This is a genomic window from Streptomyces mirabilis (genome assembly GCF_018310535.1).
In the GTDB taxonomy this organism is placed as follows: Bacteria; Actinomycetota; Actinomycetes; order Streptomycetales; family Streptomycetaceae; genus Streptomyces.
Map to the genome: position 1 here is coordinate 719,884 of NZ_CP074102.1, position 17,195 is coordinate 737,078.

At 69.1% G+C, this 17,195-nt stretch carries 12 protein-coding genes and 1 pseudogene; 5 read left to right on the top strand and 8 right to left on the bottom strand.

Annotated elements, in window-relative coordinates; translation table 11 throughout:
• Window positions 1-8: 8 nt before the first annotated feature.
• Entirely contained in the window at window positions 9-905 is an 897-nt protein-coding gene (locus SMIR_RS03275) for a class I SAM-dependent methyltransferase (RefSeq protein ID WP_168497496.1), read from the bottom strand.
• A 139-nt stretch (window positions 906-1,044) separates the two neighbouring features.
• Here SMIR_RS03275 and SMIR_RS03280 point away from each other — a divergent pair, with 139 nt between their 5' ends.
• Window positions 1,045-1,815 carry a phytanoyl-CoA dioxygenase family protein gene (locus SMIR_RS03280; protein ID WP_249938333.1) on the top strand — a complete coding sequence of 257 codons (771 nt, stop codon included), beginning with the start codon at window positions 1,045-1,047 and terminating at the stop codon, window positions 1,813-1,815.
• 28 nt (window positions 1,816-1,843) lie between these two features.
• Here SMIR_RS03280 and SMIR_RS03285 read toward each other — a convergent pair whose 3' ends face one another.
• On the bottom strand, window positions 1,844-3,559 hold the full coding sequence (locus SMIR_RS03285; RefSeq protein ID WP_212726478.1) for a glycoside hydrolase family 6 protein: 1,716 nt from the start codon (window positions 3,557-3,559) through the stop codon (window positions 1,844-1,846).
• Between the two features lie 124 nt (window positions 3,560-3,683).
• Entirely contained in the window at window positions 3,684-5,156 is a 1,473-nt protein-coding gene (locus SMIR_RS03290) for a glycoside hydrolase family 5 protein (RefSeq protein WP_168497490.1), read from the bottom strand.
• Window positions 5,157-5,412: 256 nt separating this feature from the next.
• Here SMIR_RS03290 and SMIR_RS03295 point away from each other — a divergent pair, with 256 nt between their 5' ends.
• Together SMIR_RS03295 and SMIR_RS03300 are read left to right on the top strand one after the other, a co-directional pair.
• Window positions 5,413-8,334 carry a glycoside hydrolase family 48 protein gene (locus SMIR_RS03295; RefSeq protein WP_168497488.1) on the top strand — a complete coding sequence of 974 codons (2,922 nt, stop codon included), beginning with the start codon at window positions 5,413-5,415 and terminating at the stop codon, window positions 8,332-8,334.
• 235 nt (window positions 8,335-8,569) lie between these two features.
• Entirely contained in the window at window positions 8,570-11,230 is a 2,661-nt protein-coding gene (locus tag SMIR_RS03300; protein ID WP_212726479.1) for a cellulose binding domain-containing protein, read from the top strand.
• 64 nt (window positions 11,231-11,294) lie between these two features.
• Here the strand turns inward: SMIR_RS03300 and SMIR_RS03305 are convergent, their stop codons facing one another.
• From SMIR_RS03305 to SMIR_RS03315, 3 genes and pseudogenes are all read right to left on the bottom strand, one after another.
• Window positions 11,295-11,960 (bottom strand): nitroreductase, encoded by a 666-nt coding sequence (locus tag SMIR_RS03305; protein WP_168497484.1) that lies wholly within the window; start codon window positions 11,958-11,960, stop codon window positions 11,295-11,297.
• 546 nt (window positions 11,961-12,506) lie between these two features.
• Window positions 12,507-13,055 (bottom strand): annotated as a pseudogene (locus tag SMIR_RS03310) (rhamnogalacturonan endolyase family protein); the annotation flags it as partial.
• A 98-nt stretch (window positions 13,056-13,153) separates the two neighbouring features.
• A complete protein-coding gene (locus SMIR_RS03315) occupies window positions 13,154-14,098 on the bottom strand; it encodes a helix-turn-helix transcriptional regulator (RefSeq protein ID WP_168497482.1) in 945 nt (314 codons plus the stop codon).
• 139 nt (window positions 14,099-14,237) lie between these two features.
• Here SMIR_RS03315 and SMIR_RS03320 point away from each other — a divergent pair, with 139 nt between their 5' ends.
• Window positions 14,238-14,690, top strand: a complete 453-nt coding sequence (locus tag SMIR_RS03320; protein WP_211119084.1) for a hypothetical protein — start codon at window positions 14,238-14,240, stop codon at window positions 14,688-14,690.
• Entirely contained in the window at window positions 14,687-15,157 is a 471-nt protein-coding gene (locus SMIR_RS03325) for a hypothetical protein (RefSeq protein WP_212726480.1), read from the top strand. Before SMIR_RS03320 ends, SMIR_RS03325 begins: the two co-directional genes overlap by 4 nt.
• Here SMIR_RS03325 and SMIR_RS03330 read toward each other — a convergent pair.
• Window positions 15,126-15,884, bottom strand: a complete 759-nt coding sequence (locus SMIR_RS03330) for a class I SAM-dependent methyltransferase (RefSeq protein ID WP_212726481.1) — start codon at window positions 15,882-15,884, stop codon at window positions 15,126-15,128. The two genes, SMIR_RS03325 and SMIR_RS03330, sit on opposite strands and share 32 nt — an antisense overlap.
• Window positions 15,885-15,900: 16 nt before the next feature.
• A complete protein-coding gene (locus SMIR_RS03335) occupies window positions 15,901-17,190 on the bottom strand; it encodes an RNA-guided endonuclease InsQ/TnpB family protein (protein WP_168497476.1) in 1,290 nt (429 codons plus the stop codon).
• Window positions 17,191-17,195: the final 5 nt, after the last annotated feature.

The window sequence follows — 17,195 nt, forward strand, 5'->3', positions numbered from 1 at the left end:
GGCCGGAACTACTCCGGCTTCACCGCGACGTACATGGTGTGCGCCGTCAGCAGGAAGACGTCCGGCCGGTGGAACACGCTCACCTTGTCGTCCGGGTCGAGGAGACGGTCGAGGATGGCGAGGTCGTCCGCGTCGAGGCCGGGAGCGAGGGCGTCGCGGCGGTGGGTGAGAGAGGTGACGACGAAGGCGCGCGTCTCGTCCGAGACCGGGGCGGGGAGGTCGACGAGGAAGGTGCGGGTCGCCGTGTGGCGCAGGCCGACGGCGGCCATCAGAGCGGGCCAGTCCTCCGTCTCTCGCACCGCTCCGGGCAGCTCGTCCCGCATCCGGCCGAACCACTCGTCGTGGACCGCGTCGACGCGGGACTGAAGGCCGGGGCGGCCGATGCCGATCTCGCGCGGGAAGTAGCGCATGGGCAGGCCGCCTTCCATGAGGGCGAGGGTGCCGCCGGGCGCAAGGGCGCGCGCGAAACCGGCGAGCGCGGCGCGCTGGTCGCCCACGTGATGCAGGGACCTGCTCGCCCACAGAAGGTCGGCCGGATACTCCAACTCATCGAGTCCGCCGCCGAGTTCGGCCCGCAGGGTACTGAAGCGGTCGCCGACGCCGAGCCGGTCGGCGCGGGCGCGGGCCCGCTCCAGCAGGGGTTCCACCTCGTCCACGGCCACGACCCGCGCCGCGGGGAAGGCGTCCGCGAGAAAACAGGAGATGACACCGGGGCCGCTGCCCGCGTCCACGATCAGCCCGGTCCCGGACCGCTGATCCCGCAACCAGCCCGCCGCCTCGGTGTACTGGGGGCTGAAGAGCTCCGCCTCCTGCTCCAGCATGGGGATCATCCTGGCGAAGTCCATGTGGGTGTGGTCGTGAGCGTGCTGGGCGTTCTCCTGCTTGTGGTGGTGGTCGTGCGCCATGGTGGTCCGCCTCTCGTCCGGGTGCGTACACAGCGTGCTCCTCGGCTCCCGGAGACGGCCAACGATGTTGCGCGAACAGCAAAAACAGCGGTCGGAAAATCTGATGCGTCCGAAGCGGTCCGTCCCCGAGCATGGCCCCATGGACGACGAGATGGTGGAGCGGTTCCTCGAGGACGGGTTCGTGAAGATCGAGGGCGCCTTCCCGCCGCGCGTCGCCGAGAGCTGCGCCCGGCTGCTGTGGAAGGAGACGGGCTACGACCCGGACGACCCCGGCACCTGGAAGGATCCCGTGCACTGGGTGAGCAGCATGGCGCAGGGCCCCTTCGCCGCCGCGGCCAACTCCCCCGCCCTGCACCAGGCCTTCGATCTGCTGGTCGGCGAGAGACGCTGGGAGCCGCGTTATGCGCTGGGCAGCTTCCCGCTGCGGTTCCCGCACACGGAGGAGCCGGACGACGCGGGCTGGCACATCGAAGGGAGCTACCTCCCCGACGGCGAGACGCTCTACCACTCCAATCTCCGCTCGCGGGGCCGGGCGCTGCTGATGCTCTTCCTGTTCAGCGAGGTGACCGAGGCCGACGCCCCGACCCGTATCAGGGTGGGCTCGCACCTCGATGTGCCCCCGGTTCTGGAGCCGTACGGCGAGGCGGGCGCCTCGTTCCTCGAACTCGGCCCGAAGGTGGCCGAGGCCTCCGCGCACCGCCCGCTCGCCCACGCCACCGGCCACCCCGGCGACGTATTTCTCTGCCACCCGTTCCTGGTGCACGCGGCACAGCCGCACCACGGCACGCGCCCTCGTTTCATGGCTCAGCCGCCGCTGTATCCGGCGGTGCCCTACGAGCTGGAGCGGGCGGACGGCGACTACTCGGCGGTGGAGTTCGCGATCCGCCGGGGGCTGGCCCAGGAGGCCTGACCCCCGGCGGATCACCAGGTCGGGCGCCCTACAGCGGCGGATACGCGTTCGTCATCAGCTGCTGGAACTGCGCCGAGAACCAGTGCCCCGACAGCGGGGCGTTCGGCAGCGCGCCGGACATGTTGTTGTTGTTCCGGGGGTTGCCCGTATACGTCGGGTCGCACATCCGGTCGAAGCCCTTGCCCTCGTCGTTGGCGATGGCGGAGCTGGAGCCGTCGGACTCACCCGGGGGCTTCATCCACACATAGGCGTCGATCCCGGTGGCCGGGGAGGCCTGCGGGCGCTCGCCGAGACCGGCACCGGCCTGGTTGCACCAGTTCCCGACGTGGATACGGCGGTCGTAGCGCCCGCCGTCGACGTAGGTGTCAACGCTGGTCGTCGCGCCGGGACCGGTGGGCCGGGCGGCGCCGCCCCAGCCGTTCCTGGAGGTGTCGATCAGCATGCCGATGCCGGAGTTGAAGCCGACCGACACGAGCTGGTTGCGGAAGGCCTGGGCGAAGGACAGCTCGTCGACATAGCGGTTCCAGTCGACCCACTTGGACTGGCGGACGGAGGTGCCGTTCACCGTGTCGTTGATGGTGAAGTTGTTCTCCTTCAGGGCGCTGTAGTTCGCCGTGTTGGTGATGAACCCGGCGACGTCGTCGACCGTGGCGCCCTCGCTGGTGGCCGCCTGCTTGAACAGGGTGGCGGACGGGGCGAAGTTGTCGTCCCAGCCGATCCAGCCGTGGTGGCCGGCGTCCAGGTAGTTGTAGACGTTCGGGATCGCGCCGAGCTTGGCGAGCGCGTAGCCCACGCCCTTCACGTAGTTGCCGTTGGCGAGCATCGTGTCGCACTGCGGGGTGGCGGTGGCCCGGCTGCCGGTGTTGGTGACGAGGTTCGGCAGCGAATCGATCTCGATGGTCGTGACGATCCGCAGCGAGGCGTATTTGCTGTCCGCGAGGATCGCCGCGATCGGGTCGATGAACTGCGTCTTGTACTTGTCGATCTCCGTCGGGCCGAGCTCTCCGTTGGAGGCGAGGGCCGCGCAGTCACGTCCGGGCAGATCGTAGACGACCAGCTGGACGACCTCTTCGCCGCTGCCCTTCTGCGCGAGCGCCGCGTCGAGGTGGGCGCGCAGGCCCATGCTGCCGCTCGCCCCGTTGATCGCGGCGATCCGGTCGAGCCAGACGCCGGTGGGCTGGTTGGAGATCCGGCTGCCGCCGGTCTCCGCCGCCGCCTTCGCGGACCACTCCGGGTTCACGTACACCTTGGCACCGGCGTACGGGTTGTCGACTCTCCCGGAGGGGTCACTGCCCCCTCCGCCGCCTCCGCCACCGCTGCCGTCGTCGACGTTGCAGGTCACCCCGTCGAGGGTGAAGGAGGTGGGCAGTGCGTTGGTGCCGCTGTAGGAGGCGTTGAAGCCGAAGCTGACCGAACCGCCGGTCGCCAGCGCCCCGTTGTAGGTCTCGTTGGCCGCGGTGACGGCGGTGCCGCTCTGGCTGATCTTCGCGTTCCAGCCCGAGGTCACCTTCTGGTTCCCGGCGTACGCCCACTTCACCGCCCAGGAGGTCTTGGCGGCGCTGTTGTTGGTGACCGTGACGGCGGCGGTGAAGCCGGTGTCCCACTGGTTCTGCACCTTGTAGTCGACGGTGCAGGGGATGGCGGCGATCCCGGCGGGGTCCGCGGGAACGGCCGCCACGGCGGTGCCCGAGGCGCCGGCGAGCAGGACGAGCGCCCCTAAGAGCGCGGATTTGGTACGACTCATGAGTGCGGGTTCCCATCTCTTCTTGTGCGGGTGTCCGTTGACTTCTTGCGCGGGTGTGCGTCTGATTCCTGCGCGGGTGTGCGTCTGATTCCTGCGCGGGTCATCCGTTGAGGGCGCGCACCGGTCATCCGTTGAGGGCGCGCAGATGATCACGCAGCCCGACTCCGTACGACGTGGGAGTGCCGTCGTAACTGGAGATGAGGGAGGGACCGGAGGAGCAGTCCCAGGTGTTCCAGGTCCAGCCGAGGTAGGAGAGCCCCCGGTCGTCGAACCACTTCATCGCGGTGTCGATGAAGCCGTGGGAGCAGGTGTTCTCGCCGATCTCCCCCGCCACGAGCGGGACTTGGGCCGCCACCGGGGCGAGCGTCGAGTTCCAGCAGCTCTCACTGGCGCAGGTGTTGAAGTTGTAGGTGTGGAAGGCGGCGGCGAGGTTGCCCGTCGCGTCGCTGGGCTTGTACGTCAGCCACTGGCTCAGGTCGTTGGAGTACGCGAGCCCGCCGGCCAGGATCAGGTTCCTGGCACCGGTGCCGCGCACCGCGTCGACCAGGTCCTGCATCCCGGCGACCTCGTAGCCGATGCCCGGGCAGGTGCCGCCGTCCTTCCAGCAGGCCCACGCCTGGGCGGTGGTGGAGGTCGCGCGGTCCGGGTAGGGCTCGTTGAACAGGTCGAAGGCGACGGCCTGGTCGTCCTTGAACGTACTGGCGACCGAGGACCAGAACGCCGGGCTGTACTGCGCGTCCGGCATCGGCTTCTGGCAGGTGGCGTGCACGTCGGAGCAGCCCGCCGAGTTTCCGGTGTACTGCCCGTAGTTCCAGTGCAGTTCGACGAGCGGCGTCATCCCGTGTGCCTCGACCTTGGCGACCAGGTCCTTGACCGCGGAGATGTAGTTGGCGCCCGCGTACTCCGGTTTGATGTTGGACAGGCCGAGCCAGCACTCCTCGTTGAGCGGGATGCGGACCGTGTTGGCCTTCCAGTCGGCGATCGCCTTGACCGAGGCGTCGTCGACCGGGCCGTCGAAGATGCCGTATCCCTGGACGCACATGAACTCGCCGCCTGAGCGGTTGACGCCGAGCAGCCGCCGCGGCGTGCCGTCGGCGTCGACGATCTTGTTCCCGGAGACGTGCAGCTTCGGTGCCGTGCCGGTCGTGGGCGGCGGGTCCGTCGGGGTAGGCGACGGCTCCGTGTCCACGTTGCACGTCGTCCCGTTGAGCTTGAACGTCGTGGGTACGGCGTTGCTCCCCGACCACGAGGCGAGGAACCCGGCGCTGACACTGGCCCCTGAGCCCAGCGAACCGTTCCAGCTCTCATTGACCGCGGTGACCGTCGTCGCGGACTGGGACCACTTGGCGTTCCAGCCCTGGCTGACCTTCTGACCGCCCGCGAAGTCGAAGGTGAGACTCCAACCGCTGAGCGCGGCCATGTTGTTGGTGATCTTCACGGCGCCCTGGAAGCCGGTGTCCCACTGGCTCGTGACGGAGTAGTCCACCGTGCACGCGGGTGTGGCTCCTGAAGCCGTGACGACCGGCGCGATCGCGGTGCCCACGAGGGCGACCGCGGCGCCGACCACTAAAAGTCCTGAACGCGGAGGGTGTCGCATGAGCGACTCCTTGCAGCTCGGGCGCGTCGTGACGGACGCGTCGACTGATGGAACCGCTCCCACTGGTGCGGATGAAGTTAGCGCCAAGTGTCAGTAAAGGACAGAGGCGTCGCACTGTTGATCAATCGAACAATTTCGACTCTTCAAGCACCTTGACCCCTTCGACCCCCCTCTCCAATATGGGAGCGCTCCCACTGGTTCAAGGCTTGTTGCTGCTCCGCCCCCACTTCTCCGAGCCGCAAGGAGGAACCAGGACATGCAACCGAGTTCCAGAAGCAGACGCCGGAGGACCCGGCGCCTGTGGACCGCCGTGGTGGCGGCCCTCGCGCTTCCGTTCACCATGCTCACGAATGGCTCAACTCCCGCTCAGGCGGCAGGAGTTCAGTGCAGCGTCGACTACAAGACCAATGACTGGGGCTCCGGCTTCACCGCGGATCTCACGCTCACCAACCGGGGCACCGACCCGATCAACGGCTGGACCCTGACGTACGACTACGTGGGCAACCAGACGCTGACCAGCGGCTGGAACGGGACCTGGTCGCAGTCCGGCAGGACGGTCACCGCGAAGAACGCCTCCTGGAACGGGGCGATCGCCGCCGGGGCAGCGGTCTCCACCGGCGCGCAGTTCACCTACAGCGGCACCAACACGGCGCCCGCCTCCTTCGCGATCAACGGCACCACCTGCACCGGCGCCCACCAGCCGCCGGTCACCGTGCTGACCAGCCCGGCCGCGGGCGCGGTCTACACGCAGGGCGACGCGATCCCGCTGGCCGCGACCGCGGCGGCCGCCGACAATGCGACGATCGGCAAGGTCGAGTTCTACGACGACACGACCCTGCTGGGCACGGACACCAGCTCCCCCTACACGCTGTCGACCTCCAGCTTGACCGTCGGCGGTCATTCGCTGATGGCCAAGGCGTACGACAGCCTGGGTGCTTCCGCGACGTCCACACCGGTCGGCATCACGGTCGCCTCGGGTCCCGCCGTGGTGGCCTCGCCGACCCAACTCGGTGTCCAGCAGGGCAAGTCGGGAACGTTCGCCGTACAGCTTTCGAAACAACCGGCCGCGAACGTGACGGTGACGACCGCCCGTACGGACGGCAATACGGGACTGTCCGTCACCGGCGGCGCCTCGCTCACCTTCACCACGGCCAACTGGAACACGGCGCAGAACGTCACCATCACCGCCGACACCTCCGGGACCGGCGCCGCGACCTTCACGGCCTCGGCGACCGGGTACGCCACGGCGACGGTCACCGTGACGGAGCTGGCCGCGTCGAAGGCGTACGACGCGCGCTTCCTGGACCTCTACGGCAAGATCACCAACCCGGCGAACGGCTACTTCTCCCCTGAGGGCATCCCCTACCACTCGGTGGAGACGCTGATCGTCGAGGCGCCGGACCAGGGTCATGAGACGACGTCGGAGGCGTACAGCTATCTGATCTGGCTGCAGGCGATGTACGGGAAGGTCACCGGCGACTGGTCCAAGTTCAACGCCGCGTGGACGACCATGGAGACGTACATGATCCCCACCCACGCCGACCAGCCGACGAACTCCTTCTACAACGCCTCGAAGCCGGCCACGTACGCGCCCGAGCTGGACACTCCGAACGAGTACCCGGCCAAGCTCGACACGGGCGTCTCCGTCGGCTCCGACCCGATCGCGGCCGAGCTGAAGAGCGCGTACGGCACGGACGACGTGTACGGCATGCACTGGCTCCAGGACGTCGACAACGTCTACGGCTACGGCAACGAGCCCGGCAAGTGCGAGGCCGGACCGACCGCGACCGGACCGTCGTACATCAACACCTTCCAGCGCGGCGCGCAGGAGTCGGTGTGGGAGACCGTGCCGCAGCCGACCTGCGACGCCTTCAAGTACGGCTCCACGAACGGCTACCTGGACCTCTTCACCGGGGACTCCTCGTACGCCAAGCAGTGGAAGTACACCGACGCGCCGGACGCCGACGCACGGGCCGTGCAGGCCGCGTACTGGGCCGACGTGTGGGCCAAGGCGCAGGGCAAGGGCGGCGATGTGTCCGCGACCGTCGGCAAGGCGGCGAAGATGGGCGACTATCTGCGCTACGCCATGTACGACAAGTACTTCAAGAAGATCGGCAACTGTGTCGGCCCGTCGACCTGCGCGGCCGGCACCGGCAAGGACGCCTCACACTATCTGCTCTCCTGGTACTACGCCTGGGGCGGCGCGACCGACACCTCCGCGGGCTGGGCCTGGCGCATCGGCTCCAGCCATGTCCACGGCGGCTACCAGAACCCGCTGGCCGCGTACGCGCTCAGCTCGTACGCCGATCTGAAGCCCAAGTCCGCGACCGGTGCGGCCGATTGGGGTAACTCCCTCACCCGGCAGCTGGAGTTCTACCGCTGGCTGCAGTCCAACGAGGGCGCCATCGCGGGCGGCGCGACCAACAGCTGGGCGGGCCGTTACGCGACCCCGCCGGCCGGGACACCGACCTTCTACGGCATGTACTACGACCAGCAGCCCGTGTACCACGACCCGCCGTCCAACCAGTGGTTCGGCTTCCAGGCCTGGTCCATGGAGCGGGTCGCCGAGTACTACCAGCAGACGGGGAACGCGAGCGCGAAGGCGATCCTCGACAAGTGGGTCTCCTGGGCGCTGTCCAAGACCACGATCAACCCGGACGGCACCTACCAGATCCCCTCCACGCTCCAGTGGTCCGGCGCCCCGGACACCTGGAACGCATCGAGTCCCGGCGCCAACAGCGGACTTCACGTGACGGTCGCCGACTACACCAACGACGTGGGTGTGGCGGCCGCGTACGCCAAGACCCTGTCGTACTACGCCGCCAAGTCCGGCAACGCACAGGCGAAGACGACGGCGAAGGCACTCCTCGACGGCATGTGGAGCAACTACCAGGACAGCCTGGGCATCGCGGTCCCGGAGACCCGTGCCGACTACAACCGCTTCGACGACACGGTCTACGTCCCGAGCGGCTGGAGCGGCAAGATGCCGAACGGCGACACGATCAACTCCTCCTCCACCTTCACCTCGCTCAGATCCTTCTACAAGAACGACCCGAACTGGTCGAAGATCGAGGCCTATCTGGCGGGCGGAGCCGCGCCCTCCTTCACGTACCACCGGTTCTGGGCCCAGGCGGACATCGCCCTGGCCATGGGCTCGTACGCGGAGCTTCTCGAATAGTCCCCGCCGGGCGCTCCGAGGGAAAGGCGGTACTTGAGCTGCGGGCCGGTTGCGGCTGGTCGCGCAGTTCCCCGCGCCCCAGGCGGGCGCGAGGCCCAGCACCGCGCCTCTCCGGGCGCCCGAAGCTCCGCGTGCGTGGTCCCGTCACCTGACGACGGGGCCACCTCGCCGGGCGGCCCCCGCCCGCACTGGGGGCCGCCCGGTCGTCATGCCCTCCTTCAGAGAGGACCCCACCGTGCGAAGAACCCGCATCCTCACCGCTGTACTGGCCCTCGCCGCCGGCCTACTGGCGGGCAGCCCGTCCGCCCTCGCCGCGAGCACCCCGACAACGACGCTCGCCGCCGACACGTACACCTGGAAGAACGCCCGGATCGACGGCGGCGGCTTCGTCCCCGGCATCGTCTTCAACCGCTCCGAGAAGAACCTCGCCTACGCCCGTACGGACATCGGCGGCGCCTACCGCTGGCAGGAGTCGACGAAGACCTGGACCCCGCTCACGGACTCGATCGGCTGGGACCAGTGGGGCCACACCGGGGTGGTCAGCCTCGCGTCCGACTCCGTCGACCCGAACAAGGTGTACGCGGCGGTCGGCACGTACACGAACAGCTGGGACCCCGGCAACGGTGCCGTGCTGCGCTCCGCAGACCGGGGCGCGAGCTGGCAGAAGACGGACCTGCCCTTCAAGCTGGGCGGGAACATGCCGGGCCGGGGCATGGGTGAGCGCCTCGCGATCGACCCCGACAAGGACAGCGTGCTGTACCTCGGCGCGCCCAGCGGCAAGGGTCTGTGGCGGTCGACGGACTCGGGTGTCACGTGGTCGCAGGTGACCAACTTCCCGAACGTCGGCAACTACGTGCAGGACGCGACCGACACCAGCGGCTACGCCTCCGACAACCAGGGAATCGTCTGGGTCACCTTCGACGAGTCGACGGGCACCTCCGGAAGCGCCACGCAGACGATCTACGTCGGGGTCGCCGACAAGGACAACGCGGTCTACCGCTCGACGGACGGCGGCGCGACCTGGTCCCGGCTGCCAGGACAGCCCACCGGCTACCTCGCCCACAAGGGCGTCCTCGACGCCACGAACGGCTACCTCTACCTCGCCTACAGCGACAAGGGCGGCCCGTACGACGGCGGCAAGGGCCAGCTGTGGCGGTACGCGACCAGGACCGGGACCTGGACGAACATCAGCCCGGTCGCGGAGGGCGACACCTACTACGGATTCAGCGGACTGACCCTCGACCGGCAGCACCCGGGCACGGTGATGACCACGGCGTACAGCTCGTGGTGGCCCGACACCCAGATCTTCCGATCCACCGACAGCGGCGGCACCTGGACGAAGGCCTGGGACTACACCTCGTACCCGAACCGCTCGAACCGTTACACGATGGACGTGTCGTCCGTGCCCTGGCTAACCTTCGACGCGAACCCGTCACCCCCCGAGCAGGCCCCCAAACTAGGCTGGATGACCGAGGGGCTGGAGATCGATCCGTTCAACTCCGCCCGGATGATGTACGGAACGGGCGCGACGATCTACGGCACCGAGAACCTCACGAACTGGGACAGCGGCGGCCAGTTCACGATTCGGCCGATGGTCCAGGGCCTGGAGGAGACGGCCGTCAACGACCTTGCCTCTCCACCCTCCGGGGCCACCCTCCTCAGCGCCCTCGGAGACATCAGCGGCTTCCGGCACACGGACCTCACCAAGGTGCCGTCGATGATGTACACCTCGCCGAACTTCACCACGACGACGAGCCTCGACTACGCCGAGACGAACCCGAACACGGTGGTGCGCGTCGGCAGCCTCGACTCGGGCCCGCACATCGCCTTCTCCACGGACAACGGCGCCAACTGGTTCGCGGGCACCGACCCTTCGGGCGTCAGCGGCGGCGGCACGGTCGCGGCGGCGTCCGACGGCAGCCGCTTCGTGTGGAGCCCGGCGGGCGCGGGCGTGCAGTACACGACCGGCTTCGGTACGTCGTGGTCGGCGTCCGGCGGCATCCCGGCCGGCGCGATCGTGGAATCGGACCGGGTCGACCCGAAGACCTTCTACGCGTTCAAGTCCGGCAAGTTCTACGTCAGTTCGGACGGCGGCGCCACATTCACCGCCTCCGCCGCCGGCGGACTGCCGAGCGGTGACAGCGTGCGCTTCAAGGCGCTGCCCGGCGCGAAGGGCGACGTGTGGCTGGCGGGCGGCGCGAGCGACGGCCCGTACGGGCTGTGGCACTCCACGGACGCCGGCGCGAGCTTCACCAAGCTGTCGAACGTCGACCAGGCCGACACCATCGGCTTCGGCAAGGCGGCGACCGGTGCCTCGTACCAGACGCTCTACACCAGCGCGAAGATCGGCGGGGTGCGTGGCATCTTCCGCTCGACGAACAAGGGCGCGAGCTGGACCCGCATCAACGACGACGCCCACCAGTGGGGTTGGACCGGCGGAGCCATCACCGGCGACCCGCGGATCTACGGACGCGTGTACATCGCGACCAACGGGCGCGGAATCATCTACGGCGACAGTTCGGACACCGGAGGCGGGGATGGGGGCGGCGGCACGGATCCGACACCCCCGCCGACGGGCGCGTGCGCGGTGACGTACAAGATCACCAACCAGTGGTCGGGCGGTTTCCAGGCCGACGTGGCGCTCACCAACACCGGCACCACCGCCTGGAGCGGCTGGTCCCTCGCCTGGTCCTTCGCGGACGGACAGAAGATCACCCAGGCCTGGAACGCCGACGCCACCCAGTCGGGCACGACGGTCACGGCGAAGAACCTGACCTGGAACGCGAACGTGGCGACGGGTTCATCGGTGAGCTTCGGCTTCACGGCCGGCTGGACGGGTGCGAACACCAGACCCATGTCCTTCAAGTTGGGAGACCAGGCCTGCTCGGTGAGCTGATCCGAGAGGGTGGGGCGCGCGCCGACTTCGGCACGCGCACCGCCAGTGGCCCGCACTCGGGCAGTCACGCTCCGATGAAGCTCACTGTTTCTGCCATGTCCGCCCGGCCGGTACGCAGCCGTGGCACGCCTTCCTTCTCGAATCCCACCGAGACACCGCAGAACAGCACGAGCCCGTCATCCGCTCCGGCGATCTGACTGACGGTCTTGCGATACATCGTCCACATCACCTGGGGGCAGCTGTGCACCCCTTCCGCCCTCAGCAACAGCATGACCGTCTGCAAGTACATCCCCGCGTCCCCCCACTGTCCGGGCCCCATCGTCCGGTCGAGGTAGCAGAACAGTACGACCGGCGCCCCGAACGCCTCCGAGTTCAAGGCGGCGATCTTCATGGGCCTGTCCGGGTCGTCGCGCCCGATTCCCAGCGCCTTGTACCGCTGGGCGGCCGCGGCGGAAAAGCGGTCCAGATAGGGCGAGGTCAGTGCGGCCGGGTACATCGGATACTCCCGCTCATCCCCCGGGTCTCCCGCCAGTGCCCTGGCCGTCGCGCGCCTCTTCAGTTCAGCCAAGGGCTCGCCGGTCACGACAAACACGTGCCACGGCTGGAGGTTCCCACTCGACGGAGCACGCGTCGCCGCAGCCAGCACTCGTTCGAGTACCTCCTTGGACACCGGCTCATCGCTGAACGCCCGCACAGCCCGGCGACTGTCCACGGCCTCGTACACATCCACGGATGCTCGTCCCCTCACTCGACTCACTCGACGACAACCACCTCTCTACCGTGGTGATCACGCAGAAGTTGCGGGTACGCGAAGCTCGGGCCCTGCATCGGCGGTTGACGCCGGTAGGCGGCGAGTTGCGGATAATCCACCGGTTCAAGCGGGGAGCGCTCGGGAGCTTCATCTCGAGCGCGGCAGCGGTCGAGTCCCCTGAGGCGGATGAGGAAGTCACCTGAAATGGATCTGCCCGGCTGCCATGAAGGTTCGCGCCGAAGATGCCGTCGTATTCGACGATCCGCGACATGTCAGTGGCCCATGGCACGATCGCGGGCATGACATGGATCGACTGGCGGCTCGTTCACGAGACAGCCGCCGAGTACGGAGTTCCCGGACCCGTCGCGCGGGAGTTGATGGCCCCGGTCCCGGCCATGCCTCTATCTGGTGCCGGACAAGGAAGTGCCTCCGTCCAGGCGGGAAAACGTCCGTGCCGCCGCACGAACGGGCGGGCTCCCCGCACGGCCGGACGGGGTGGACTGGCCTGAAGGGAAAGCGCCACACACCCGCCTGCTGACCGGCTCGGGCGTCCACTCCAACAACGAAGTCGAGTTGGCCGTCTCCGTCGAGATCGCCGACGGAGGCGTCGTTGGCCTCGTAGGTGTAGGCGACTCCGTCGGGAGTGGTGCCGCCCGCGGGCGGGGTGATCGGCACGTCCTTGTATCCGGTACGGAACTGGACGGCGTGCACCGAGTCGCCCTGCTCCACGCCGTTCACGATCGCGCGGACCGTGTAGTCGGCCTGGGCGGGCGCACCCGAGTGGAAGTAGTTCGTGGAGCCGGTGATCGGCGTCGGGTTGACCAGCGCACCGGCCCGGTAGACGTTGAACGACACGTCGTTCGGGTCGGTGCCGAGCCAGCGCCAGCTGACCAGGTTGCCGCTGTCGGTGTGAACGCTGACGACACCCCGGTCGAGGGCCTCCACCTGGCGGGCGGTGGCCGCCTGCGCGGTGCCGGTGCCGAGGGCGGTGAGCCCGGCGGCGATCAGGGAGGCCGTGGCCACCAGGGCCGAGCCGATGGCGCGTCTGCGGTGCTGCCTGTGCGGGTGCTGCACGATGGTTACCTCCTGAGAGGACAGACTGCTTCTGCTCCCCCAGTTGCCGCCGAGTACAAGGGAGTTGCCGCCTCCAGGAACCTGTGTGCAAGTGCTCGCTAGGCGTACAGGCGGGCCAGTGCCGCCACCGTGTGCGCGATGCGGTCCCGCAGTCCGGCGGGCTCCAGCACCTCGATCGCCGCGCCCAGTCGAAGGAATTCGTCGTGGGCCTGCTCGATGGACTCGATGGGTACGGCGGCACGCGTCCAACCGTCGTGATCCGCGCGACCGTTGGCCTGGACGGCTCGCGCCGCCGGACCGGTGAGACGGGTCCCCGGCGCCACCCGGATCACGGCCTCGGCGCGGTGCAGGCGGTCGTGGAACTCCCGTTGGTACGCCGTCCAGTAAGCGGCCAGGTCGAACGTCTCCGGGCGACTGAACTCCTCGTCGGTGGACGTGAGTTCGAGAATTTGGTCTACGCGGTACGTACGCGGTCCAGGCCCCGCGACGACGTACCAGCGGCCCGCCTTCAGGACCAGGCCGTACGGCTCCAGGCGGCGCCGCACATCCGTGGGCTCGCGCCAGCGGCGGTACAGGACGTTCAGCACCCGCGCGTTCCAGACGGCGTCGGCGACGGCGGGGAGGTACGGGGTGTCGTCGGCGTCCGCGTACCAGCCGGGGGCATCCAGGTGGAAGCGGCCGCTGATCCGGTCGGCGTGCTTGCGCAGCTCGCGCGGGAGGGCGGCGCGCACCTTCAACTGAGCGGCGGCCAGGACCGGGCCGAGGCCCAGCTCGGCGGCGGGGCCGGGGACGCCGGCGAGGAAGAGGGCCTCGGCCTCCCCCTCCGTGAGGCCGGTGAGTCGGGTGCGGTAGCCGTCGAGGAGGCGGTAGCCGCCGGCGTGCCCGGCATCGCCGTACAACGGGACGCCCGCCGTGCTCAGTGCCTCGACGTCCCGGTAGACCGTGCGCACCGAGACGTCGAGCTCCTCGGCGAGGTCGGCGGCGGTCATCCGGCCGCGGGTCTGGAGCAGCAGGAGGATCGAGAGGAGCCGACTGGACTTCACTGACACAGGATGTCAGTGAAGTCGGCCTAGCGTGCGCGTCATGGCTTCGACGACCTTCCCGAACTCCTCGAACTCACAGAACGACCCGAACCCACAGAATGACCCGAATCCTCGGAACTTCAGGGAGAAACTGCTGACCGTGCCGCCGCCCATCGAGGTGGCGGGGCGACGGATCAAGCGCTACCACGTCACCGCGGACCCGGCCGGTATCGCGCCCGACGTCGAGGCGGCGGCGTACGCGATGCTGCCGAAACTGCTGCCGGAGCCCGACGGCACACCGCCCGCGACCTTCGTCGTACTGCACCGGGGCGGGGACGACGGCGCCTACCTCAACGCGTACAGCTGGGTGTGGGACAACGTCCTGCACTTCCGCGGCGCGTCGGCGGGCCAGCCGGTCCTGGGCTGCCCGGACCGGGACCCCACGCACTTCATCACACCCGACCTCCCCTGGATCGGCTGCGTCTGGGAGCTGCCGCCGATCCTTCACGAACGCGACGCCTGGGTGCGGCACATGCTCGCGCCCGACGCCCCCGACCTCGACGCCTACCTTGCCGACTCCCTCCCCGAGGGCACGACTGGAGACCGCTCATGAGCAGCCCGCACGACTTCGACTTCTTCCACGGCGAGTGGGACGTCCACAACAGGCGTCTGACCGACTTCCTCGACCCCGACAGCGGGTGGGAGGAGTTCGGGGCCACGAACCGCTGCTGGAGCCTGTTCGACGGGGCCGCGAACATCGACGAGATGACGGTGCCCGGTCAGGGCTGGCAGGGGCTCACCCTGCGGCTCTTCGACCCGGCGGCGCGGGTGTGGTCGCTGAACTGGTCGTCGAGCCGCAGCGGGAAGCTGTTTCCGCCGGTGGTGGGGCGGTTCGGGCCCGACGGGCGCGGTGAGTTCCACGGCGACGACACCCACGACGGGAAGGACGTGCGGGTGCGGTTCGTGTGGTCGGGGATCTCCCCGACCACGGCCCGCTGGGAGCAGGCCTTCTCCGTGGACGGGGAGAAGACGTGGGTGACCAACTGGGTCATGGAGTTCGCGCGGCGGGGATCTTCGTGAACGCTCGGAGAGCGAACTGCGGGTCGGGGCGCGGGACTTCCTGATCGGGCAGAGCTTCGAGCAGCGTGACGAAGCGCTCGGTCAGCGGGTCGTCCGGAGCGATCCGGGTGAACCAGCCGCGGCGCAGGTCCGCCACCGTGCTGCGCGGGCTGCGGCCCTGGCCGTGGCCCCGGAAACGGGCCCGGCCGGCCGGCGCGAGGCCGTGCTCGACGGCGTACGCCTCGACGTCCTCGGGGCGGTCCTGGGCGGGGCGGCGCGGGCGGGAGGCGAGTACGGCGTCGATGTCGCTGCCCACGTCATGTGCGGCGGCCTTGTCGACGGTGGTGACGTACACCCCGCCCGGGCGCAGGACCCGCGCGCACTCGGCCACGATGGCGCGGACGTCCTCGGCGCCGTCGACCAGATGGAGCAGCCAGACGCTGGTGACGGCGTCGAACGAGGCGTCGGGGAAGGGCAGTCGGCGGCTGTCGGCGCGGATCACCGCCCCCGGGAGCCGTGCCGCCGCCATCCGGGCCATGCCCAGCGCGGCGTCCGCGCCCGTCACCCGGAGCGTCGGGCGGGCGGCGGCGAGGCGGCGCGTGACTATTCCGGTGCCGCAGGCGACGTCGAGCAGGGCCTGTACGTCGTCGGGGACGAGGCCGAGGAGGGCGGCCGCGGCCGCGGCGGCTCTGGGCTCACCGCCCCTGCTGGCGTCATATTCGTCGGCTTCCTTGTCGTAGTCGAGCATTTGACATCCTCTCCCTTTAAAAGAGGGGGATTCCAACCCGGGTGGGTTGAGGTTCACGGACACTCGACCGCCGTCTGGGCGGTGTTGTCCCTCCGGCACGGGCTTGGCACCCGGGGCGGCTTTCGCCGTCCTGTCCTGCCGCGACGTTGGCTGCTGCATTGGTGTCCGCGTTGCAGGTGAAACCGCAGGAGGAACAGACGAACTCGGCTTGGCTCTTGCGGGAGTTCTTGTCGATCCATCCGCAGGCACTGCACCGCAGGCTGGTGTAGGGGGCGGGTACGTCCTCGACCCGCCCGGGAGCCTTGTGCTCGGTGCGCCGGCGCAGCAGACCCCAGCCCTGCGCGAGGATCGCCCGGTTCAGCCCGGCCTTCTGCGCCACCCGCTTGCCCGGCTCCTCGATGGTCCCCTTCGCCGAGCGGGTCATGTTCTTGATGTTCAGCTTCTCGAACCGCACCAGGCCGTACGACCTGGCCAGCATGGTCGAGGTCTTCTCGCACCAGTCCTTGCGCCGGTCTGCTTCACGGGCTTTGAGCTTGGCGACCCTCGCGTACCCGGCCGTCTTCTGCGGGCTGTTCCTGGGAGCGCGGGCGGCACGCCGCTGATGTTTGCGGATCTGCGCCCGCTCACGGGTGGTGAGCTGGGGGCAGTTCAGGGTCCGGCCGTCCGACAGGGCCGCGGTGATCGTGACACCGCGGTCGATGCCGATGACCTCGCCGGTGTCCGGCGCCATGACCGGGGCGGGGACGACGGCGAAGGCGATGTGCCACTGCCCGTTCTTCCAAGTGACCCGGAACGTCTTCGCCTGCGGCAGCTCGGTCCGGGTGAGACGGAAGCGGACCCAGCCGCAGCCCGGCACCTTCACCTGTGCCCATCGCCGGTTCAGCTTCTGGACCACCACCGAGCGGCCCATGATCTGCCTGCCCGTCTTCGCGTTCAGCTTCGGGCCGCCGTCGGTGTCGAACTCCGGGACGCGGTCGGTGCCGACGACGCGGAAGCCCTCGTGCCGGTGCTTCCTGCGCCAGGTCGGCTCGCCGAACCCGGAGGTGAACCGCGCCTGCTTGGCCCTCCCGAAGTCCTTCAGTGCCTGCTGCTGCACATCCGCGTTGCCCTTGCGCAGCCACTCACTGGTGGTGCGGGCCTCGGTGAGCTGGCGGCACTGCTCGGCGAAACCGGGCGCGGCCTTCCTGCCCCTGTACCAGTACGAGTGCTGCTCGACGGCCAGGTTCCACACGTACCGGGCGTGCGCGCAGTGCAGCAGCATCTGCTGCTCCTGCTCACCCGTGGGGTACAGCCGAAACCTTGCCATGGGAC